Origin of the sequence: Bacillus sp. FSL K6-6038 (genome assembly GCF_038050455.1) — a bacterium.
Classification (GTDB): Bacteria; Bacillota; Bacilli; order Bacillales; family Bacillaceae_G; genus Bacillus_A; species Bacillus_A pseudomycoides.
In genome coordinates, this window is the sequence record NZ_JBBOUH010000001.1 from 4,024,394 (window position 1) to 4,045,817 (window position 21,424).

At 36.4% G+C, this 21,424-nt stretch carries 22 protein-coding genes; 4 read left to right on the top strand and 18 right to left on the bottom strand.

Going from position 1 to position 21,424, the window contains the following annotated elements; all coding sequences use genetic code 11:
- Nucleotides 1-8 precede the first annotated feature (8 nt).
- From NSQ40_RS21150 to NSQ40_RS21225, 16 genes are all read right to left on the bottom strand, one after another.
- A complete protein-coding gene (locus tag NSQ40_RS21150; RefSeq protein WP_033797228.1) occupies nucleotides 9-731 on the bottom strand; it encodes an amino acid ABC transporter ATP-binding protein in 723 nt (240 codons plus the stop codon).
- Nucleotides 724-1,383, bottom strand: coding sequence for an amino acid ABC transporter permease (locus NSQ40_RS21155; protein WP_003200153.1), 660 nt, complete (start codon nucleotides 1,381-1,383; stop codon nucleotides 724-726). Before NSQ40_RS21155 ends, NSQ40_RS21150 begins: the two co-directional genes overlap by 8 nt.
- Before the next feature lie 37 nt (nucleotides 1,384-1,420).
- Entirely contained in the window at nucleotides 1,421-2,206 is a 786-nt protein-coding gene (locus NSQ40_RS21160) for a transporter substrate-binding domain-containing protein (protein ID WP_003200151.1), read from the bottom strand.
- A 396-nt stretch (nucleotides 2,207-2,602) separates the two neighbouring features.
- Nucleotides 2,603-3,016: a BrxA/BrxB family bacilliredoxin gene (locus NSQ40_RS21165; RefSeq protein ID WP_003208428.1), complete on the bottom strand. Its 414-nt coding sequence runs from the start codon at nucleotides 3,014-3,016 to the stop codon at nucleotides 2,603-2,605.
- 154 nt (nucleotides 3,017-3,170) lie between these two features.
- A complete protein-coding gene (locus NSQ40_RS21170; RefSeq protein ID WP_003200179.1) occupies nucleotides 3,171-3,578 on the bottom strand; it encodes a YjdF family protein in 408 nt (135 codons plus the stop codon).
- Between the two features lie 120 nt (nucleotides 3,579-3,698).
- Nucleotides 3,699-4,172 (bottom strand): NUDIX hydrolase, encoded by a 474-nt coding sequence (locus NSQ40_RS21175; protein WP_018766140.1) that lies wholly within the window; start codon nucleotides 4,170-4,172, stop codon nucleotides 3,699-3,701.
- Between the two features lie 79 nt (nucleotides 4,173-4,251).
- Complete coding sequence (locus tag NSQ40_RS21180) at nucleotides 4,252-4,956, bottom strand: DUF421 domain-containing protein (RefSeq protein ID WP_003208431.1); 705 nt, start codon at nucleotides 4,954-4,956, stop codon at nucleotides 4,252-4,254.
- A gap of 119 nt (nucleotides 4,957-5,075) precedes the next feature.
- Entirely contained in the window at nucleotides 5,076-6,254 is a 1,179-nt protein-coding gene (locus NSQ40_RS21185; protein WP_018780792.1) for an FtsW/RodA/SpoVE family cell cycle protein, read from the bottom strand.
- A gap of 345 nt (nucleotides 6,255-6,599) precedes the next feature.
- A complete protein-coding gene (locus tag NSQ40_RS21190) occupies nucleotides 6,600-7,916 on the bottom strand; it encodes a dihydrolipoamide acetyltransferase family protein (RefSeq protein WP_003208433.1) in 1,317 nt (438 codons plus the stop codon).
- Between the two features lie 15 nt (nucleotides 7,917-7,931).
- Nucleotides 7,932-8,915, bottom strand: coding sequence for a 3-methyl-2-oxobutanoate dehydrogenase subunit beta (gene bfmBAB / locus NSQ40_RS21195; RefSeq protein ID WP_258248294.1), 984 nt, complete (start codon nucleotides 8,913-8,915; stop codon nucleotides 7,932-7,934).
- A gap of 13 nt (nucleotides 8,916-8,928) precedes the next feature.
- The gene (gene bfmBAA / locus NSQ40_RS21200) at nucleotides 8,929-9,930 is read right to left on the bottom strand and encodes a 3-methyl-2-oxobutanoate dehydrogenase subunit alpha (protein ID WP_018766143.1); all 1,002 of its coding nucleotides are present in this window, start codon (nucleotides 9,928-9,930) and stop codon (nucleotides 8,929-8,931) included.
- 26 nt (nucleotides 9,931-9,956) lie between these two features.
- The gene (gene lpdA / locus NSQ40_RS21205; RefSeq protein ID WP_003200196.1) at nucleotides 9,957-11,378 is read right to left on the bottom strand and encodes a dihydrolipoyl dehydrogenase; all 1,422 of its coding nucleotides are present in this window, start codon (nucleotides 11,376-11,378) and stop codon (nucleotides 9,957-9,959) included.
- 4 nt (nucleotides 11,379-11,382) lie between these two features.
- Nucleotides 11,383-12,486: a butyrate kinase gene (gene buk / locus NSQ40_RS21210; RefSeq protein ID WP_018780791.1), complete on the bottom strand. Its 1,104-nt coding sequence runs from the start codon at nucleotides 12,484-12,486 to the stop codon at nucleotides 11,383-11,385.
- An 87-nt stretch (nucleotides 12,487-12,573) separates the two neighbouring features.
- The gene (locus tag NSQ40_RS21215; RefSeq protein WP_018766146.1) at nucleotides 12,574-13,674 is read right to left on the bottom strand and encodes a leucine dehydrogenase; all 1,101 of its coding nucleotides are present in this window, start codon (nucleotides 13,672-13,674) and stop codon (nucleotides 12,574-12,576) included.
- Nucleotides 13,675-13,708: 34 nt separating this feature from the next.
- On the bottom strand, nucleotides 13,709-14,608 hold the full coding sequence (gene yqiS, locus NSQ40_RS21220) for a phosphate butyryltransferase (RefSeq protein WP_097786614.1): 900 nt from the start codon (nucleotides 14,606-14,608) through the stop codon (nucleotides 13,709-13,711).
- 195 nt (nucleotides 14,609-14,803) lie between these two features.
- Nucleotides 14,804-16,876, bottom strand: a complete 2,073-nt coding sequence (locus NSQ40_RS21225) for a sigma-54 interaction domain-containing protein (protein WP_033796409.1) — start codon at nucleotides 16,874-16,876, stop codon at nucleotides 14,804-14,806.
- A gap of 138 nt (nucleotides 16,877-17,014) precedes the next feature.
- Between NSQ40_RS21225 and NSQ40_RS21230 the strand changes: the two genes are divergently transcribed.
- The gene (locus NSQ40_RS21230) at nucleotides 17,015-17,248 is read left to right on the top strand and encodes a DUF2627 domain-containing protein (protein WP_003200204.1); all 234 of its coding nucleotides are present in this window, start codon (nucleotides 17,015-17,017) and stop codon (nucleotides 17,246-17,248) included.
- Nucleotides 17,249-17,284: 36 nt separating this feature from the next.
- Here the strand turns inward: NSQ40_RS21230 and NSQ40_RS21235 are convergent, their stop codons facing one another.
- Nucleotides 17,285-18,013, bottom strand: a complete 729-nt coding sequence (locus tag NSQ40_RS21235; protein ID WP_003208443.1) for a glycerophosphodiester phosphodiesterase — start codon at nucleotides 18,011-18,013, stop codon at nucleotides 17,285-17,287.
- A gap of 50 nt (nucleotides 18,014-18,063) precedes the next feature.
- Here NSQ40_RS21235 and NSQ40_RS21240 point away from each other — a divergent pair, with 50 nt between their 5' ends.
- From NSQ40_RS21240 to NSQ40_RS21250, 3 genes are all read left to right on the top strand, one after another.
- Nucleotides 18,064-18,210, top strand: coding sequence for a YycC family protein (locus NSQ40_RS21240; RefSeq protein ID WP_003200201.1), 147 nt, complete (start codon nucleotides 18,064-18,066; stop codon nucleotides 18,208-18,210).
- Between the two features lie 362 nt (nucleotides 18,211-18,572).
- Entirely contained in the window at nucleotides 18,573-19,670 is a 1,098-nt protein-coding gene (locus NSQ40_RS21245) for a response regulator aspartate phosphatase (RefSeq protein WP_258248293.1), read from the top strand.
- The gene (locus tag NSQ40_RS21250; protein WP_003208446.1) at nucleotides 19,670-19,963 is read left to right on the top strand and encodes a hypothetical protein; all 294 of its coding nucleotides are present in this window, start codon (nucleotides 19,670-19,672) and stop codon (nucleotides 19,961-19,963) included. Before NSQ40_RS21245 ends, NSQ40_RS21250 begins: the two co-directional genes overlap by 1 nt.
- 539 nt (nucleotides 19,964-20,502) lie before the next feature.
- Here NSQ40_RS21250 and spo0A read toward each other — a convergent pair.
- Nucleotides 20,503-21,297 (bottom strand): sporulation transcription factor Spo0A, encoded by a 795-nt coding sequence (spo0A, locus tag NSQ40_RS21255; RefSeq protein ID WP_003208448.1) that lies wholly within the window; start codon nucleotides 21,295-21,297, stop codon nucleotides 20,503-20,505.
- Between the last annotated feature and the right edge of the window lie 127 nt (nucleotides 21,298-21,424).

Here is a 21,424-nt window from a genome sequence, read left to right on the forward strand (position 1 = left end):
TTTACATGTTACAATATTTTTTGTAAAAATTCTTGTGCGCGTTTGCTTTTTGGTTCTGTAAAAAACTGTTCTGGACTTGTATCTTCAACAAGCTTTCCACCATCTAAAAAGAGCACACGATCAGCTACTTCTTTTGCAAATCCCATCTCATGTGTCACAATTGCCATTGTCATTCCTGTAGTCACTAAAGATTTCATTACTTCTAATACTTCTTTTACCATTTCAGGATCTAGTGCCGATGTTGGTTCATCAAAAAGCATAACTTCCGGTTCCATTGCCAATGCTCTAGCAATGGCTACACGCTGCTTTTGTCCACCTGAAAGACGGTTTGGATATGCATCCTTTTTATCGAGCAATCCTACCTTTTCAAGAAGTTCCTTCGCCTTTTTCTCTGCTTCTGGTTTTGCCACACCTTTTACATTTACTGGTGCGTACGTAATATTTTCTAATACTGTCATATGAGGGAATAAGTGAAAATGTTGAAACACCATTCCAACATTTTCACGAACACTCATAATATTTGTTTTTGGATTGGTCACTTCTTCATTCCCAATCCAAATGTGACCATTTGTAGGTGTTTCTAGTACGTTCATACAACGTAAAAATGTTGATTTTCCTGACCCAGACGGTCCAACAATCGCAACAATTTCGCCCTTTTCGATTGTTGTCGTAATTCCTTTTAGTACTTCATTTTGTCCAAATGATTTATGAAGGTTTTCAATTTTAATCACTTTTCTTCATTCTCCCTTCAATTGCTTTCCCGACTAATGTAAGAATAATTACTAGAATATAGTAAACAAGTCCAACAAATAGTAACGGTTCAAGATATTTAAACGTTTCACCGCCTACAATATATGCACGGCGCATTAAATCAGTCGCACCAATTACTGTCACTACTGCCGACTCTTTCGTAAGTGTTGCAAATTCGTTCACAAGCGCTGGTAATATATTTTTTAATGCTTGTGGTAAAATAATATTTTTCATCATTTTTCTATATGGAACACCGAGAGCCATCGCAGCTTCTGTCTGTCCTTTATCAACAGCCTGAATTCCTGCACGAATTACCTCTGACATATATGCACCCGAATTTAAACTAAATGCAAGTACTGCTGCTAAAAATGCTGGTATATCATATCCAATCATTTGCGGAACACCGAAATAAATAATCATTAATTGCAAGACAAGTGGTGTACCACGAAATATCGATGTATATAAATCAGCAGCGATATTTAACACTCTTACTCTAGCAATTTTACAAAGTGCTAATAACGTTCCAAGTATAAAACCAACTAAAGCAGATACTGCTACAATTTTCAGTGTAACTTCTAGTCCCTTTAATATATATGGTATCGACGGAGTAATTGCCGAAAAATCTAAGTTCATCTTTTGTCATTCCTCTCACAGAAAAGAGAAAGGCAGCTTATTTTTTGCTGCCAAACCATTTCTTCACTAATTTGTCCATTTCACCATTTTCTTGCATCTTCTTAATCACTTTATTAAATTCTGCTGTTTTGTCACTATTTTTCGGAAGGGCAATTGCTGCTCCTACTTCTTCTGGAGCTTCCTGAATTTCAATCCCTTGTAAACCTTTGATTTTTTCTAAATAATTTTTAGCAACTGTATCTTCTAAAATAGCAGCATCAAAACGTCCAGCCTGAATTTCTTGTACGATTTCTGGTATACGGTCACGCCCCTCCGCCTGGAAGTTCACTTGCTTGTTAAATTCATTCGCTTTTTCTTCTTGAATAGAACCTGTTTGTACCCCTACTTTTTTACCTTCCAAATCTTGTAATGACTTAATACCTGAATCCTTTTTCGAAACAATCATGTTTTTAGCAACAAAATAAATATCTGTAAAATCCGCATTTCCCTTACGTTCTGGAGTTGGTGTCATACCAGCCATAACAAAGTCAACTTTCCCCGAGCTAAGCGATGCTAACAATCCTCCAAAATCCATATCTTTCACTTTCACTTCATAACCAAGTTCTTTCCCAATATACTTTGCAATATCAACATCAAAACCGATAATTTCATCACTCTTTGAAGCTTCCACATATTCATAAGGTTTATAGTCTGCTGAAGTACCCATAACGAGTACTTTCTTATCTTTCTTCGTATTCGATTCCTTTGTTTCTCCCTTACTACAAGCACTAAACATACTTATTATTAAAATAAGTGCAAATGAAATTGATAATAACTTCTTCATATTTCTTCCCCCTAACAATGTATATTTAAAAGTTTTATAGAATTTTTATTCGATGTTTGTATTGTAGCAGTGATTTTATTTTTATGCAACAATTAAAATAAAAATAAATCATAAATTCTATTAAAACGGTTTTTCTAGGTTGATTAATGTATAAATTAGTGTATAAATTATACATTTCATGTATATTCCCTCTCATTACAAATGATTATAAACAAATGTTATTAACTTCACCTCCTATAAAGTGAAACTTTAATCAGAGGGGGACTTTCTTTAACTTCTATTGATTATTAGCCCTCACCAATCAGGATTTTACTGCCCACAAACATCCTAATAAATGGAACAAAATAAAAAACGGTACATACACTTATAAGTGTATGTACCGTTTTTTATTTTCTATTAAACCTCTTTACAATTCTCTTCAAAGTACGATTGTAATTTTGCAATGACTTGCATTGGCTCATGGCCTTCGATTTCATGGCGTTCAACCATCGTTACAATCTTTCCATCTTTTAATAATGCGAAAGACGGAGAAGATGGTGGATATCCTTCAAAATATTCACGTGCACGTGCTGTTGCCTCTTTGTCCTGCCCCGCAAATACTGTTACAAGGTGATCTGGACGTTTATCATAATGTACGGAATGCGCAGCAGCAGGGCGAGCAATACCACCTGCACAACCGCATACTGAGTTTACCATTACAAGTGTCGTACCTGTTTGCTTAAATGCCTCATCAACTGCGGATGGTGTTGTTAATTCTGTATATCCAGCGGAAACAATTTCTTCACGCGCTTGACGGACAACATCATTCATAAAAAAGTTAAAGTTAATCAATGTTTTCCCTCCTCTAGATCTCTCTATATATATCTTACCAGTTACCGTTTTAGAAATACAAGTAAACTTACTTGTATTCTTCTTTTGCGTATAGAAAAAACGTCCTAGAACAAGTGTCCTAAGACGTTTTTTCTTAATGTCCGCGATGCTTTTGTTTTGCTTTTTGCACTTTGATAAGGCGTTTTTTCTGCTTTTCTGCTTCACGCTGTTCCTTAGATTGCACTCGCTTTTCTTGCTTATGCAATTCATAAGATAAACTAATTGCCTCTTGTGCCTTCGTAAAGCTTTTTGTATGCATTTCTTTTGCAGCTTCTCTTATGATACGTTTTATACTTTTCGGACGCTTTTTCTCTTCCACTTTAACACCGCATTTGGCAAAGTGATTAAAATACGTTAGCAACGTATTATTTACAAATACAAGTATCTCTTCGTCTGATGGCTCAGCACCAAAAATATACCTCGCTGCATACAAAATCCCTTTATGTGTATCCTCAATCATTCCTACAAAAAACTGATCATCATGATATACTGTCAATTTCATCGACAGCCCCTCCTTAGAAAAAAATTAGAAATACTGGACATCCCGGAGGGGAAGGTTACTGACATACTAGTATGCGTCTGGACTACCAACCAGAACTGTGTTTTTGTATTTCTATAGCTATTATATATTATTTCTACTTTCTTTTTCTATCTTCTCATATGCTTCAATCATTTTTTTATGTGATCCTACAATATACTCAGGCAATTCTGTAACGGGAAAGAATTTAAGCTGAACCGCTTCCTCTTTATTGACAGCTAGCAAACCTTCATATTCATTTGTATAATAAGCAGTCGTTACAGATTGAAATTCATCACCATTCGCTAATTTTATAAAGTAATTAGCTCCAGAGAACACATTAATGAGTTTTAAATTTTTCACATAAATTCCTGCTTCTTCATATACTTCACGGCAAGCTGTCTCTTCTGTGGATTCTCCAAGCTCCATTAAACCACCAAGCAATCCCCATTTTCCATACGGTTCTGTTCGTTGTTGTAATAAAACATGTCCACCTTCATTTAATACGAGAACAACAGCACCAACTAAAATTAAAGGGCGATGACCAACTACTTTTCGTAACTCCTCTACATATCCCATCGAAACAAACCCTTCTTTTTTTATTTCGTTGTCCACACTATTGTATCATATGCATAAGATGGTAAAATGCGTATTCATTTCATTTTTTTAACAAAATATTTATTTTTTCCATTTCATCTATCGTTGCTAATTGAATCAATTCAATTGATACTTTTTTTGATAATTCCTCCTTTGCCCATGTTTCCGTTTTCCCCAATAAAGTAAGCACATCCTTTTGAATTTTCCCGTCTTTTACAAGAATAAATGAAATAGGTGATTTTTTACCAGCTACTTTCATATCCAGCCGAGATACCGTTTCATATTCTGGATACTGAAATACCGAAACAACACCACTTGCTTCCCATAATGCTAATTTTATTGTTTTAATATCACTAATATTTTGTAAGCGTAATTCAGAAAATAAATACTCTACCGTAATTCTTGCTTTTTTCAAATTGCTAAAATCGATTGAACCATTCTGTATGAGAATAACCGGAGCTGGTTCTAAAAAACGTCTCCACCGATCCCATTTCAACATTAAAATCGAACTTATGATATGAAGAACAACGAGCATAAAAGTTGTAATCATCGAGCCTGTTAAACCCACTTTTTCATCGGATAGTGCATTGGAAATATTTCCACCTAACAATAAAACTAATACCACATCTAAGAAGCGGAGTTGTGCAATGGAGCGTTGTCCCATTGCTTTGGCAACAATAATTAGAAAGATATATGCTATTATAGCTCGAATCATCCATTCTATATGAGAAAGATGATGTGCTCCCTCAAAAATATGCATATGCATGAATTTGCACTCCTTAAACATCACAAACTTTCACACTCCCTTTAGTTTGTGATGATTAAGATCATCTATACAAAAAAGACCGATTCGCATGAAAACGAATCAGCCTTTTTACATAAAAATTAACTAACTGAAAACATATACTTTTTGTATGTTTTCCGTACCGATAAGACGAGCCCCATCATCATCATATTCGAGAATAAGGAACTTCCTCCATATGATAAAAACGGAAGCGCAATTCCTTTTACCGGCATTAATCCAACAATCATACCAACGTTTTGGAAAATTTGTAATGTTAAAACACCAATTACTCCAGCACATAATAATGTACCGAACAAATTATCTGCTGAATACCCAATTATAATTGTTCGATATAAAAGAAGCAGGAACATAAATACAACAAAAGCTGCAATTAAAAATCCACCTTCTTCAGCAATTGTAGCAAAAATGAAATCGGTATGCTTTTCAGGAATATATACACTTCCATATCCAAATCCTTTTCCATCCATTCCCCCACTACCAACCGCTAAAATCGATTGTTGTGTTTGATAACCTTGATCCACGTGCTCAAATGGATCCAACCAACCCAAAATTCGTGACTGTTGATGCGGCTTTAGTAAAGTAACCAATTTGTTGAAAAAAATATCTGGGTATTTCAAAAATATAAATACTAACGTGGACAATATGGTCAGTGGAATAACTGTACATATTGCAATTAATTTCTTTTGAATACCTGACATAAACAAAATACATGCAATCCCTGCAGCATATAGGAAAACCATCCCTGTATCAGGCTGACTATATACAAGTAGAGCAGGTGGAATCGATACTAAAATAATTTTACCTATTAATCTTAAATCCGTTTGAAAAGTCCGTACCATATATTTTTCATTATGCTTGACTGCTAAACTAGCAACTAAAATAAGCAATGCAATTTTGAAAAACTCTGATGGCTGGATCGCCCCAAGAACTGGGACTTTAAACCATCTTTTTGCCCCTAATATTTCAGGGGTTAAAGCTTTAAATGGTGAAATCTTAAGTATAATAATCGAAGCAAACCCAACAATATAAAATGGCCACGCTAATTTTTGCAGTTGATCTAAATCAATACTTGCAACAAGTAGTAATAAAACAATACCGATTACATAGTTAATCCCTTGTTTCATTGCAAAATTTGAATTTCCATATTGTCCTGTTTGTTGACTGCTATATATGGCAGCTATACTCGTGACGCATAATATACACAAAATTAAAATTAATTTTACATCTAAACTTTTTAGAAATTCGGTACTTCTCTTCATGACATCCTCCTGAAACATTGTTAAGGCAAAATAAAAAACCAGGAGTCAACATTCTTTATATTTTGACGACTGATTGCACATTAATCTATAAAATACTTATATAGAATAACTTTCTTTTTTAAACAATACAATACATTATACTACAGTTTCATCAGTAAGATTTCCCAAAAAAATATTCTTTTCTTATTGTATATCTATATACTGGATATCAGCAATGTATTTTCGTAAATTCATAATACATTATTATTCATTGTCACATTAATGGAAGGCATTTTTTATTGTGGGATAAAAAGTGAAGAAATATATTTTTTCTAAAGTAAAAAGCTCGCAGACGCGAGCTTTTTATTAATATACAGACGTATTATTCTCTGATACATTTTCAAGAATTTCTTTTACACGTCCTAAGAATTTACCACAAATTAAGCCATCCAGTACACGATGATCAAGGGATAAACATAGGTTAACCATGTCGCGTGCACCGAACATACCATTATCCATAATAACTGGACGCTTTACAATAGATTCTACTTGTAAAATAGCAGCTTGTGGATGGTTAATAATACCCATAGATTGAACAGAACCAAATGATCCTGTGTTATTAATTGTAAATGTACCGCCTTGCATTTCGTCTGCTTTCAATGATTTTGTACGAACTTTTCCTGCAAGTTCAGTAATTTCACGAGCAATACCTTTAATTGTTTTCTCATCTGCTTGTTTAATAACTGGTACAAATAATTCATCTTCTGTTGCAACAGCGATAGAAAGGTTAATATCTTTCTTTTGAACAATCTTGTCACCAGCCCACATTGAGTTAATTTGTGGGTATTCTTTCAATGCTTGTGCAACTGCTTTAACGAAGAATGCAAAGAATGTTAAGTTGAAGCCTTCACGCTTTTTAAATTCGCCTTTAATTGAATTACGGTATGATACAAGATTTGTTACATCTACTTCAATCATCATCCAAGCGTGAGGTGCTTCGTGTTTACTACGCAGCATGTTCGCAGCAATTGCTTTACGTACACCTGTTACCGGAATCTCAATATCGCCAGGTACTGTCGGTACAGATACAGGTTTTGCCGCTTCTGTTTTTGGAGCTGATGGTGCAGTCACTTTTGGTGCTTCTTGTGATGCCTGCATAGATACAGGTGCTGCTTCTTTCTTCGCACCAACTACCGGAATGTTTCCAGATTCCACAAGCTTCAGAATATCTTTACGTGTAATACGACCATTTGCACCCGTACCTTCTACTGCATCTAAATCAATATTATGCTCACCTGCAAGTTTTAATACAGCTGGTGAGAAACGAGGTTTGCCATCAGTTGGTTGCTTCACTTTTGGTGCTTTTTCAGCTGAAGCCACTTCTGTTTTTGGTTCCTCTTTTGTTTTCTCTTCTACAGCTGTCGCAGCTACCTCATCCGCGCCCTCTACTTGGATCACACAAACGACTTCACCTACAGCAAGTGTATCACCTTCAGCAGCGACTAACTCCTTCACAATTCCTGTGAAAGAAGATGGTACTTCTGCGTTTACTTTATCTGTCATTACTTCTGCAAGCGGATCATATTTATTTACGTGATCGCCAACATTTACGAGCCATTTACTAATTGTACCTTCCGTTACACTTTCCCCAAGCTGAGGCATTGTGATATTTTCTACAGCCATGTATAGTCCCCCCGATTAAAATTCCGCAAGTTCACGCATTGCTTTTTCAACTTTATCTGGATTTACCATAAAGAATTTTTCCATTGTTGGTGCATATGGCATTGCTGGAACGTCTGGACCTGCAAGACGTGCAATTGGTGCATCAAGGTCAAATAAGCAATTTTCTGCAATAATTGCTGCTACTTCACTTATAATGCTTCCTTCTTTGTTATCTTCCGTTACAAGAAGAACTTTACCTGTTTTAGAAGCTGCTTCAATAATCGCTTCTTTATCTAATGGATATACAGTACGTAAATCAAGAATGTGAGCAGAAATGCCATCTTTCGCTAATTTTTCAGCAGCTTGAAGAGCAAAGTGAACACATAATCCATATGTGATGACAGTAATATCATCACCTTCACGTTTTACATCTGCTTTTCCGATTGGTAATACATAATCATCTTCTGGTACTTCGCCTTTAATTAAACGATATGCACGTTTATGTTCAAAGAATAGTACTGGATCTTCATCACGAATTGCCGCTTTTAATAATCCTTTTGCATCATATGGTGTAGAAGGAATAACAATTTTTAAACCTGGTTGGTTTGCAAACATTGCTTCTACAGACTGTGAGTGATACAATGCACCGTGAACGCCGCCACCAAATGGTGCACGCACAGTGATCGGACAAGTCCAGTCATTATTAGAACGGTAACGAATTTTTGCTGCCTCAGAAACAATTTGGTTTACTGCTGGCATAATAAAATCAGCGAATTGCATTTCAGCAATTGGACGCATTCCGTACATCGCTGCCCCGATTGCTACCCCTGCAATTGCAGATTCTGCAAGCGGTGTATCAAGCGTACGATCTTCACCAAATTGATCATATAATCCATTTGTCGCTTTAAATACGCCACCTTTTTTACCAACGTCTTCTCCTAATACAAATACTTTCTCATCGCGTTCCATTTCCTCGCGCATTGCTAATGTAATCGCGTCAATATAAGACATTACAGCCATGAAACGTTCCCCCCTATTCTGCGTATACGTGCTTCAATGCATCTTCAGGTGCTGCATACGGAGCATTTTCTGCATATTCTGTTGCTTCGTTTACGATATGCATAATTTCATCTAACATTTGTTTTTCAGATTCCTCTGTTAACACGCCAACCTCTTTTAAGTAAGCAGCAAATGTAAAGATGGAATCTTTTTTCTTCGCTTCTTCTACTTCTTCTTTATCACGATATACACGATCATCGTCATCACTAGAGTGTGCTGTTAAACGATATGATACTGTTTCAATTAAAGTTGGACCTTCGCCGCGGCGGCCACGATCCGCTGCTTCTTTTACAGCTTTATATACTGCAAGTGGGTCATTTCCGTCCACTGTGTATCCTGGCATACCGTAACCAATTGCACGATCTGATACATTTTTACATGCTAATTGCTTTTCAACAGGGATAGAAATTGCATATTTGTTATTCTCACACATGAAAATAACAGGCAATTTGTGTACGCCAGCAAAGTTAGCACCTTCGTGGAAGTCACCTTGGTTAGAAGAACCTTCACCGAAGGTAACAAACGTTACTAAATCTTTCTTTTCCATCTTTCCTGCTAGTGCAATGCCTACTGCATGAGGCACTTGTGTTGTAACTGGTGATGAACCTGTCACAATACGGTTTTTCTTCTGACCGAAGTGACCAGGCATTTGACGGCCACCAGAGTTTGGATCTCCTGCTTTTGCAAAGCCAGACAACATAAGCTCTTTTGCTGTCATACCAAACGCTAGTACTACACCCATATCACGGTAGTATGGTAATGCATAATCTTTTTCACGATCAAGTGCAAATGCTGCGCCTACTTGTGCAGCTTCCTGTCCTTGACAAGAAATTACGAATGGAATTTTCCCTGCACGGTTTAACAACCACATACGTTCGTCAATTTTACGTGCAAGCAACATCGTACGATACATTTCTACTACTTGCTCATCACTTAAGCCAAGCTCTTCATGGCGCTTTTCTTTTACTTCTGCCATTTTCATAACCTCCTAAATCCACATTTTTATGCGTGTAACGCTTTTCCATCTACTGCTAATGCAGCTTCACCAATTGCTTCTGATAATGATGGATGCGGATGAATTGTATGTGCAACTTCCCAAGGTGTTGCATCAAGTACTCTTGCAAGACCCGCTTCAGAAATCATATCCGTTACATGTGGGCCAATCATATGAACACCGAGAATATCATTTGTTTCTTCATCAACTACAAGTTTCACAAAGCCATCTGATTCTCCATATACAAGTGCTTTTCCGATTGCACGGAATGAGAACTTACCTACTTTTAACTTATAGCCTTTTTCTTTTGCTTCCTGTTCTGTTAAACCAACAGAAGCTACTTCTGGACTACTGTATACACATTTCGATACCATAGAGTAATCGATTGGCATAACTTCTTTATCAGCAATATGTTCTACAGCAACAATACCTTCATGAGAAGCAACGTGCGCAAGTTGTAAACCGCCAATTACATCACCAATTGCATAAATATGTGATTCTTTCGTTTGATAAAACTCATTTGTTTGAATGTATCCTTTTTCCACAATGATATCTGTATTCTCTAAGCCGATATTTTGCGTATTGGCTTGTCTTCCTACAGATACAAGCATTTTTTCTGCCTTGAATTCTTTATTTTCACCATTGTGTTCGGCTTGAATTGCTACTCCATTATCTTTTACCAATGTTTCTGGTAATACTTTTGCACCTGTTACCACTTTAATTCCCTTTTTCTTCAAGAGACGTTGCATTTCTTTCGAAACATCTTGATCTTCAAGCGGTAAGACATGTTTTGCATATTCTAATACGGTAACTTCAACACCGAAATCAGCAAGCATAGATGCCCATTCAATTCCAATTACGCCACCACCAACAATGATAATTGATTCCGGAAGCGTTTCCATTTTTAGGGCATGATCCGATGACATTACGTATTCTCCATCTAGTTCTAACCCTGGTAAAGAGTTTGGACGAGAACCTGTTGCAATAAGGACATTTTTAGGAATCAACATTTCATTCTCTTCTCCACTTGCAAATTCAACCGAAATTGTTCCCGGCATTGGAGAGAAGATAGAAGGTCCAAGAATGCGGCCGATACCTTCAAACACATCAATTTTACCTTGCTTCATTAAATGCTGAACGCCTTTATGAAGTTGCGTTACAATCTTTTCTTTACGCTCTTGCACTTTAGCAAAGTTCAACTCTACATTGCTCGTTACAACGCCAAACTCTTCACTCTTTTTCGCCGTTGCATATACTTCAGCACTGCGCAGCAATGCTTTACTAGGAATACAACCTTTGTGTAAACAAGTGCCACCAAGATTATCTTTTTCAACAAGCGCTGTTTTTAGCCCTAATTGTGATGCACGAATAGCAGCAACATATCCGCCAGTACCGCCGCCAACGATGACTAAATCATATTCTTTTGCCATTATCTCATCCCCTAGCTACCGTTTCTTTTTCTCGTACAACATACTCTTTTGAAGCTTCTTCCTCACGTAATACACGAAGTGCCCCTTCTGCTAATGCTTGTAATTCATCTTCACCTGGATGCACAATCACATCAGCAATCCAATGAACGCGCTCCTTGATCTCATCAACAAGAATTTTGCTATATGCGAGTCCTCCTGTTAAAACGATTGCATCTATTTTCCCATGAAGAACCGCGCTAGCTCCGCCGATTTCTTTTGCAACTTGATATGCCATCGCTTTATAAATAAGTGTTGCCTCAGGATCACCTTTCTCAACCATGTTCTCAACTTTAATTGCATCGTTTGTACCAATAAGGCTTACTAATCCGCCTTGTCCAACAATCTTTTTCATCATTTCATCGCGGTAATACTCACCTGAGAAACACATTTCTATTAACTGTCCAACCGGCACTGTTCCAGCACGTTCTGGACTAAATGGACCTTCACCATTCAAACCATTATTTACATCAATAACTTTTCCTTGCTTATGAGCACCAACCGTTATCCCGCCACCCATGTGCGCAATTAATAGGTTTAAATCTTCATATTTACGACCAAGTTCCTCTGCAACTTTACGCGCCACAGCTTTTTGGTTTAACGCATGAAAAATACTTTTTCGCTCCATGCCAGAAATACCACTAATACGAGCAATTGGATCCATTTCATCAACAACAACTGGATCGACAATAAATGCTGGAATATTTAATCCTGAAGCGATTTCATACGCCAAAATACCTCCAAGATTTGAAGCGTGATGACCGCTATATCCATTTTTCAAATCTTCTAACATTGCTTCGTTCACTGTATACGTACCACCTTCAATAGGACGAAGTAATCCCCCGCGGCCGCAAACAGCGTTTAATTTCGAAATATTAATACCGTGAGAATGTAAAACCTCTAAAATTGTTTCTTTTCGAAATTCATATTGATCAATAATTCGTTTATATTTACCGATTTTATCCACATCATGACGAATGGTTTCTTCTAAAACGGGTCTTTCATTATCAAAAACACCTATTTTTGTGGATGTACTACCCGGATTAATAACAAGGATTCGATTTAAGGACAATGTTGCTACCTCCACCTATAAATTCAAAAGGAAGTGGAAACCTCGTAAGAGGTAACCACAGCTTTTGTAGAAGTTGTATATGATAGATTAGCGACGGCTAATAATGTCATGGCCGTTGCGTAAGAACGTGCTACGAGTATTTTTCAAGCTTGCAATACGCTCTTCAGCTAGACGATCTGCTGCAACATAAGTTGGTACACCATCACGTTTTGAAATCTCAATTACTTTTGCAATTGTGTCATAAATAGACTCTACACGTTTTAATGCACGTTCTCTATTGTATCCATATAATTCATCTGCTACGTTAATTACACCGCCTGCATTAATTACATAGTCTGGTGCATATACAATTCCCATTTCATGGATTGCGTCACCGTGACGATCTTCTTTTAACTGGTTATTTGCAGAACCTGCAATTACTTTTGCTTTAAGTTGTGGAATTGTTTCGTCATTTACTGTTGCACCTAATGCGCATGGTGCATAAATGTCACATTCTACACCGTAAATTTCATTTGGTTCAACTGCTGTTGCACCAAATTCTTCTACTGCACGTTGTACCGCCTCTTTATTAATATCTGTAACGATTAGTTGTGCACCTTCAGCGTGTAAATGTTTGCATAGGTGATATGCTACGTTTCCAACACCTTGAACAGCAATTACTTTACCTTCTAGGCTGTCTGTACCAAATGCCTCTTTCGCTGCTGCTTTCATACCGCGGTAAACACCATAAGCAGTTACTGGAGATGGGTTACCAGAAGAACCGAATGAAGGTGAAATACCTGTTACAAAATCAGTTTCTTCGTGGATAATATCCATATCATCAACAGTTGTACCAACATCTTCTGCAGTAATATAACGCCCGTTTAAACCTTGGATGTAACGTCCTAATGCACGGAACATTGCTTCACTTTTATCTTTACGTGGATCGCCGATGATAACTGTTTTTGCACCACCTAGGTTTAAACCAGCTGCTGCGTTTTTATATGTCATCCCTTTTGCAAGACGCAATGCATCTTCAATCGCCGCTTCTTCAGAATCATATGTCCACATTCTTGTTCCACCAAGGGCTGGTCCAAGTGTTGTATCATGAATTGCAATGATTGCTTTTAATCCAGACTCTTTATCTTGACAAAATACTACTTGCTCATAATCATATTTTTCTAAGTATTCGAAGATTTCTAATGTCATTGTCATTTCCCCCTAATTGTTTTACCCTTTTGGTTTATTTAGAAGCAGTCGCAACTGCTAAAGCTAATGAATATACTTTTGTTTCTGCTGAATCTGCACGAGATGTTAAAACAATCGGTGCTTTTGCGCCAGCAATCATCGCTCCTACATTTGCATTTGCAAAATAGACAAGCGATTTATATAGCACGTTTCCAGCTTCAATCGTTGGGACGAGTAAAATGTCTGCCTTACCTGCTACATCACTTACTATGCCTTTGTGCTCTGCTGCAATTTTTGATACAGCATTATCTAAAGCAAGCGGTCCATCAACGATACAATCTTTAATTTGTCCACGACGATTCATTTGGGTTAACATCGCTGCATCGATTGTCGCCTGCATCGCTGGATTAATAACTTCCACCGCTGCAATCGGAGCCACTTTTGGCAATTCGATTCCTATTGCCCGGGCAACTTCAACAGTATTTTGTATAATAGCAGCTTTTTGCCCTACATCAGGTGCAATGTTCATCGCTGCATCTGTAACAAAGATAAAGCGATCGTAATTTGGAACTTCAAACGCTGCAACATGTGATAACACACCACCCTTGCGAAGTCCCCACTCTTTATTTAATACTGCTTTTAAAATACTTGCTGTTGGGATGTTCCCCTTCATAAGTACGTCTGCTTCACCATTTCTTACAGCTTTAACAGAAAGTTCCGAGGCCTCAGCACTTGATGATGCCGCAATCACTTGAACGTGTTCTGAAACTTGTAAGTCATGCTCTTGTAGCATACCCATAATTTTTTCTTGATTTCCATATAGACGAAATTGAGCTAACTGTAATTGAATTGCCTTAGCAACTGCTTCAATTACTTCATGATCTTCAGCCACTGCTACAGCCACAGTTTTTTTAGGCTGCCCTGCTGCTTGATCAATTAAGTGTTTTAACTTCATATCTTGTAATCAACCCTTTCCGTCGTCCCTCGTCTATTTAATAAGCAAATATCGTGCCAACTTTTCAAATTGGTCATACCAATTATGAAAACGCATACAAAATACAGTGAAATCAGTACTTTAGAAAATTACATAATATTCTGTCTTAAATTGTTGTTTTTTGCGTACCATGCAATAAATTGCACAGTACGCAATTTATTGCATGCTATTTTTTGCATGGTCATACTTTTCTAACTTGTAATATAAATTTCGAACTGAGATTCCTAACACTTTCGCTGTCTTTGTTTTATTCCCACCAAACTTCTCTAAATATTCATGTATGATGTTCCCTTCAAACTCCGTAACCAAATGTTCAAGGGGCTTTTCTTCTAATTCCGGCAATAAATTATTTCCTTTTAATTCCACTTGGTCTTCCTTATGCAAAGAAGGCAAATGATGTACATCAATATACATCTCATTATAGTTCATAAAAATAATCGCCCGTCCCAAAATATTCTCAAGCTCCCTGACATTCCCCGGCCAATCATACGATCGCAAATATTCAATAGCCGATTCTGTTAACCCTTCTACATTCCGGCCATAATCTTGATTAATTTTTTGAATCAATCGTTCTGATATAGCTGGAATATCTGCCTTTCGCTGACGAAGAGACGGAATTTGAATTGGAATTTTATTTAGGCGATAATATAAATCTTCTCTGAATTCACCTTCCAAAATTGCTTTTTCTAAATTTACATGCGTCGCTGCAATCACCCGAACATTAATAGGAATTGGTTTTGTTCCTCCAACTTTTACAATTTCTTTTTCCTGCAAAACGCGCAATAATTTCGCTTGCGTATTCGCAGACAGTTCCCCAATCTCATCTAAAAAAACACTCCCATTATTTGCTTCTTCAAAGAAACCTCTTTTACCACCTCTTTTCGCACCAGAAAAAGCTCCTTCTTCGTAACCAAATAATTCACTTTCCAATAAAGTTTCCGAGATAGCAGCACAGTTTACACGAACAAACTTATTGTATTTCCGATTACTCCCGTTATGAATAGCGTGCGCAAATAACTCTTTACCAGTCCCTGACTCCCCACGAAGTAATACGGTTGCTGGTGTGTTTGCTCCCAGCTTTGCTTGCTCTATTGCAGCCATCGTTTCATCAGACGTTCCTACAATATCCTCAAAAGAATATTTCGCTTCTAGCGTCCGAATAATTTGTCTTGCCCGGTTTAATTCATGCGTTAATTTTTGAATTTCGGATACGTCACGAATAACACCAACGCTACCTTTCAATATACCATCAACAATAACCGGTGCGACATTTACAATGACATCTCGTTTTTTCTGACCAATTTTCATATGAATCCCTCGTACCGCCCTACGCGTCCGAAGTACTTTCATATGCATACTTTCCCCCTCTACAATATCAGTCGTTGCAGGTTTTCCAATTATGTCATCCTCTGTAAGGCCTGTTAACTTTGTATAAGCAGGGTTGATGACAAGACCTCTTCCTTTCTCATCTACAACAGAAATCGCTTCCTCAGATGAATAAATAATCGCTTCCAATAAGGTTTGAATTTCTTTTAAATCTGTAACTTCTTCCGCTAAATCTACAACTTCTGTAATATCTTTAAAAATTGCAAATGCCCCTTGCACCTCTCCATCTTCTTTTAAAATAGGAATACGCGTTGTAATAATCTTCTTTTCATTCCCTAACGTCAATTCATGATTTACTTCTATTTGTTTCGTTCGTATAATACGAAGTAACTTACTAGTCGGAATTACTTCTAAAATATATTTCCCAGTCGCTTCTTTCGCTTTATAACCCGTTATACGTTCTGCACTTTTGTTAAATAATTTCACATAACCTTCTGAATCAATGACAATCATTCCATCATGAGTAGAATTTAAAATCAAATTTCCTTGCTGCGTTTGGCCTTTCAGTTTTTCAATTAAATTCTCTTTCTCATGTGCCAACTTCGTAACGATCTTCGCAACATCCCCTGGTATAAGGAGTGTATTTTCTTGCTTTTTTGCGAATAAAACCTTATGTAAATGGTAATCACCACTCATATCAAAAATTACATCCACATCCACTGTAAGAAAAGAATCTAAATCTTCTCCAACTGCAATACCTTGTTCTTGCGCAATCTGTAATCCTTTTGCATTCGGATTTATATCGATAACCCCAACGACTTTAAATATATTCGAATTTTGCAGCAAACCAAGAATCGTACTTCCGCCTTCGCCCGCTCCAATAATTAATACTTTTTGTTTCACACATCCCACTTCCTCTCGAAGTATCTCTGCAAGATTTTTCACACCTTTATCTTACTCGTTCAGCAATCACTTGACAAATCCCCTTTCTATATAACATCATTTTATATATACAAAATTATCTGAAAAGGAGCGTTATCTATGCAGCGTTACCTTGCTCTTCTATTAGCACTCATCCCCATCTCATTAGCAGTGCTAGGTATAAAATTGATGAGAGATACTGTATTTGGTATTCTTTTATCTCCAATCCCTGTATTATGGTTACAATTTTTAATAGGTGTATTCTGCTTTGCAATCGGTTTTTATATCTTTGGAGGCTTTGTTGTACATCGTGATCGTAAACGAAACAAAGTACAAGCTCGTTTCAGAAGATAAAAGAACATAAAAATGAGACCCTTCTAGTGAAAGGTCTCATTTTTTCGCTTGTAATAACACTCTCGCTGTTTCTGGATAATCAGTAATAATCGCCGATATGTTCATATCAAAATACTTACGCATAACCGTTTCATCATTAATTGTATAAGGCCGCACTTCAACTCCGCTCTCCATTGTTAATTCAGCTATTGCATCCTGAAGATAACGATAGTTCGGATGAATCGCAGTAGCCCCCATTTTTCGCGCATACGCCCACGGGCTATGTAAACCTTCTCGATACAAAATGGCCGTTTGAATATCCGGAGCCATCATATGACATCTTTTCATACTGTAATGATTAAAAGAAGAAAAAATAACTCGATCTTCTAGGCCAAACTTTCGTATAAGTGTTATAACTTCTTCTTCTAAACCACAATATGGAATTTTATTATTTTTAAATTCAATATTGAGCAACAAACAATTCGATTTTAGCCATTCTAGCACTTCTTCTAATAAAGGAATTTTGCAAAAACCTACCTTTTCCGAAAACTGGTGACTCGCATCCAATTTTCGCAAATCTTCATATAAGTAATTACGAACGGCACCTTTTCCATTCGTTGTACGATTGACAGTTTCATCATGAATCACAACAACTTTTTTATCCTTCGTAAATTGAACATCTAATTCTATCCCGTCTGCCTGAAACGATTCCGCAGCTTTAAATGAAATCATTGTATTTTCTGGATACGCCCCCGCCGCACCGCGGTGCGCGAATATAAGAGTCATCCTCACTCCCCCAATCTTATGCTATACTATACGAAAAAGGAGGTACTTCTATGAAACCATTACAAATTTCTCCGGATACTGCAATTCGTTTATCAAAAGCTCTAGGTGTTCCACTTGAGCAAATTATGCATATGCCGCAGCACATTTTAGTTCAAAAGTTAGTTGAGCTAGAAAAACAAAATAAAGATGAAGAATAATCCAGTCCTGTTTTGCAGGACTGTTTATTTTCTCTATTCACCATATTTCCACCCATATATATATCATAATATCATAAGCAGATTCTTACATAAACTTCAGAAATATATTTATCCCACTATTCGCGGGCAGTAAGACCCCCACCTCAAAATTTATTGGCCTTCCTTCTTTATACAGTATTTTATAAGAAAATTTTACTGTGCCAAATATTTGAATTTACTAAACAGGTAGAATGAATATGGTCAGTTATCTAATTGAACATAAAATTGTTACATAAATATTGAGAAATATGTAAATTTAATTTCTTTACATCTTATTCTTGCTATTATTTATAAGAATATTCAAAAAAATTATAGGGGATTTCATGAACGTTCAAATGAAGGGGAGTGAACAGGTTACAAAGTTGCTAAATGACTGGTATCAATCTATGTTGTCACAACAAAATATACAGGCAACAAAGTTAAAACAAGAAATAGAAGATAGACTTTCCAATATCAAGGAAGATGAACATTTATCATTATATTATTCGTTACTAGATTTTAGATATAAAGTATTAACAGATGGACTTAACATCACAAAAGGTAGCTTCGATAAAATTAATTCCTTCAAAATACCTAATAACAGCTTTCTTTCTTATTATTACCACTTCTTCAAAGCAGTTCACAGCACAATTCTTGCAGACTACAATGAAGCGAGAGAACATTTTGAAAAAGCAGAAAAGCTATTAATGTATGTTGTATCCAACGAATTAGAGGAAGCGGAGTTTAATTATCGTTTGGCTTCGTTCTATTATCAAGTTTACAAACCACTTTTAGCAATTGACCACATACGAATGGCAAAAGATATATTTTCTAAACATGTGGGCTACGAAATCAATGTAGCTTTATGTGATAACATTTTTGGGCTATCTTGTATAGATTTAAGACAATTTGAACAAACCGAAGAAAGCTTTAACACTGCTATAGAAAGCCTAAACAAGAAAAATGAAAAAACATTACTACTACGTGTTAGAAATAACATCGGATTAATGTATGCGAATCAAAATCTTTCATCTTTAGCAATTCGTCACTTATCAGAAGTTACGGAAAATATGCCAAACCATTTTAAAGCTTTATATTTACAAGCTGATGAAAATATAAAATTAGGTGAAACGGAAACCGCATCTCAATTAATCGAAAAAGGCTTAAATATCTGTAACGAGTTAGAAAACAAAGAGTATCAATATCGCTTTAAGATTTTAGAAAAATTAAACAAGTCATCCGATACTCTAGAATTAGAAACTGCTATATTGGCAGGATTTTCATACTTTAGGAAAGAAGAACTATGGGATTGTATTGAGGAATACACCGAACGACTAGCAAATAAATTTTATGCTGAGGAAAACCATTTAAAATCAAGCAAATATTTCTACATGAGTAATGAAGCGAGAAAAAAATTATTAGCTAAAGGGGCGTTAAAGTAATGAAAAAGATTGGATTAACAATAACAGGATTAGCATTAGCTGGAATTATGACTTTTGGTGTTAGCAACAACCCAGGATTTTCGTCATTGAACAAAGGTGACACACCTGCACCTCAAAGACCTGATTTAGCATTAAATATAGGTGATACACCTGCACCTGCCGATAATGGAGGCGATACACCCGCACCTGCTTATGACCATGGACAACCTTGGGGCTTAGCTGATGGAAACACTGGTGCAAGTATTGGAGACCACGGTGGTATTGTAGCACAAGATACTCACGCGGATTTGTAATCAAATTATCAAATAAAGAAAAGGAATGCCAAAACCCTCACACTAGGCGTTCTTTTTTATTGTAAAAATAAAAACCACGAATTAAATCGCGGCTTCTTGAAATACTTCTTGGGCATCTATCATAATATCGGAAACATTAACGCCTCTACTCTCGCACATCCCTACCATCGCAGAAATAATTATTTTAAATATTTAATATACGTCTGAATATGAAGAGGTTTTACCTTATCAACATCCGTAATCTTTAATTCTCTTTCTAAATATGAAGCAAATAACTTCAACGTTTGGTCATATGACCGAATTATTTTCCTACTTAGATACTTTGCATTACAATGAAGTAAAAAGTTTTCAACATTCATCTGAAAGTTGTTCCTACAACAAAAAAACCTCCTAGCTATTAGAATAAAAATTTCAATCCAATAAATAGAAGGTTTTTAAATTAACCGCCAATTATCTACGTACTTTATTGCTTACATACGTAATTCATCGGCTATTAAATTTTGTTATGCAATACACTTAACATCTTGATACAACAACACTTACGAAGCCTTATGTTCAAGCCTCAACTTATCTGCAACCATTGCGATGAATTCGGAATTCGTAGGTTTTGCTTTTGACATCGATACAGTATAACCAAATAAGGACGAGATTGAATCAATATTCCCACGACTCCACGCTACTTCAATCGCATGACGGATTGCGCGTTCCACACGGCTTGCTGTCGTATTATATTTTTTCGCAATATCCGGGTATAAGACTTTCGTAATAGAACCAAGAAGCTCGATATCGTTATATACCATAGAAATTGCCTCTCGCAAATACATATATCCTTTAATATGAGCTGGTACACCAATTTCGTGAATAATGCTTGTAATACTCGCATCTAGATTCTTCGGTTTTCCATCTACTGTTGTTGCAGATCGGAAAGATGGTAGTGGACGTTTAATTGTAGTATTCGTTTTACCGCTTACTTGACGAATATGACCCGTTAAATTTTCCATATCAAATGGCTTTAAAATGAAATAAGAAGCACCTAAATCAACTGCTTTTTTCGTCACATCTTCTTGTCCAAATGCCGTTAACATAATCACATTCGGCTGTCTTAGTCGTTCAATATGACGCATTTTTTCCAGCACCGCTAAACCATCTAAATGTGGCATAATAATATCTAAAACAAGTACATCAGGTTGTTTCTCCTTCAGTAAATTCAAACACTCTTGACCATTATAAGCAATTCCGATTACTTCCATATCATCTTGAGCAGCAACATAACTTTCTAACATTGATACTAGTTCCTTATTATCATCCACAAGACACACTTTAATTTTCTCCACAGCTTTTCCTCCCTTACCGAATCGATTCTCCCGACATGTGTAAGCTTCTAGGCTACATGAATTGTTCGACAATTGTGTGAAATTTCCCTTTTAAAGTTTCTTAATTTCCGATAAAATCACAAAAAAA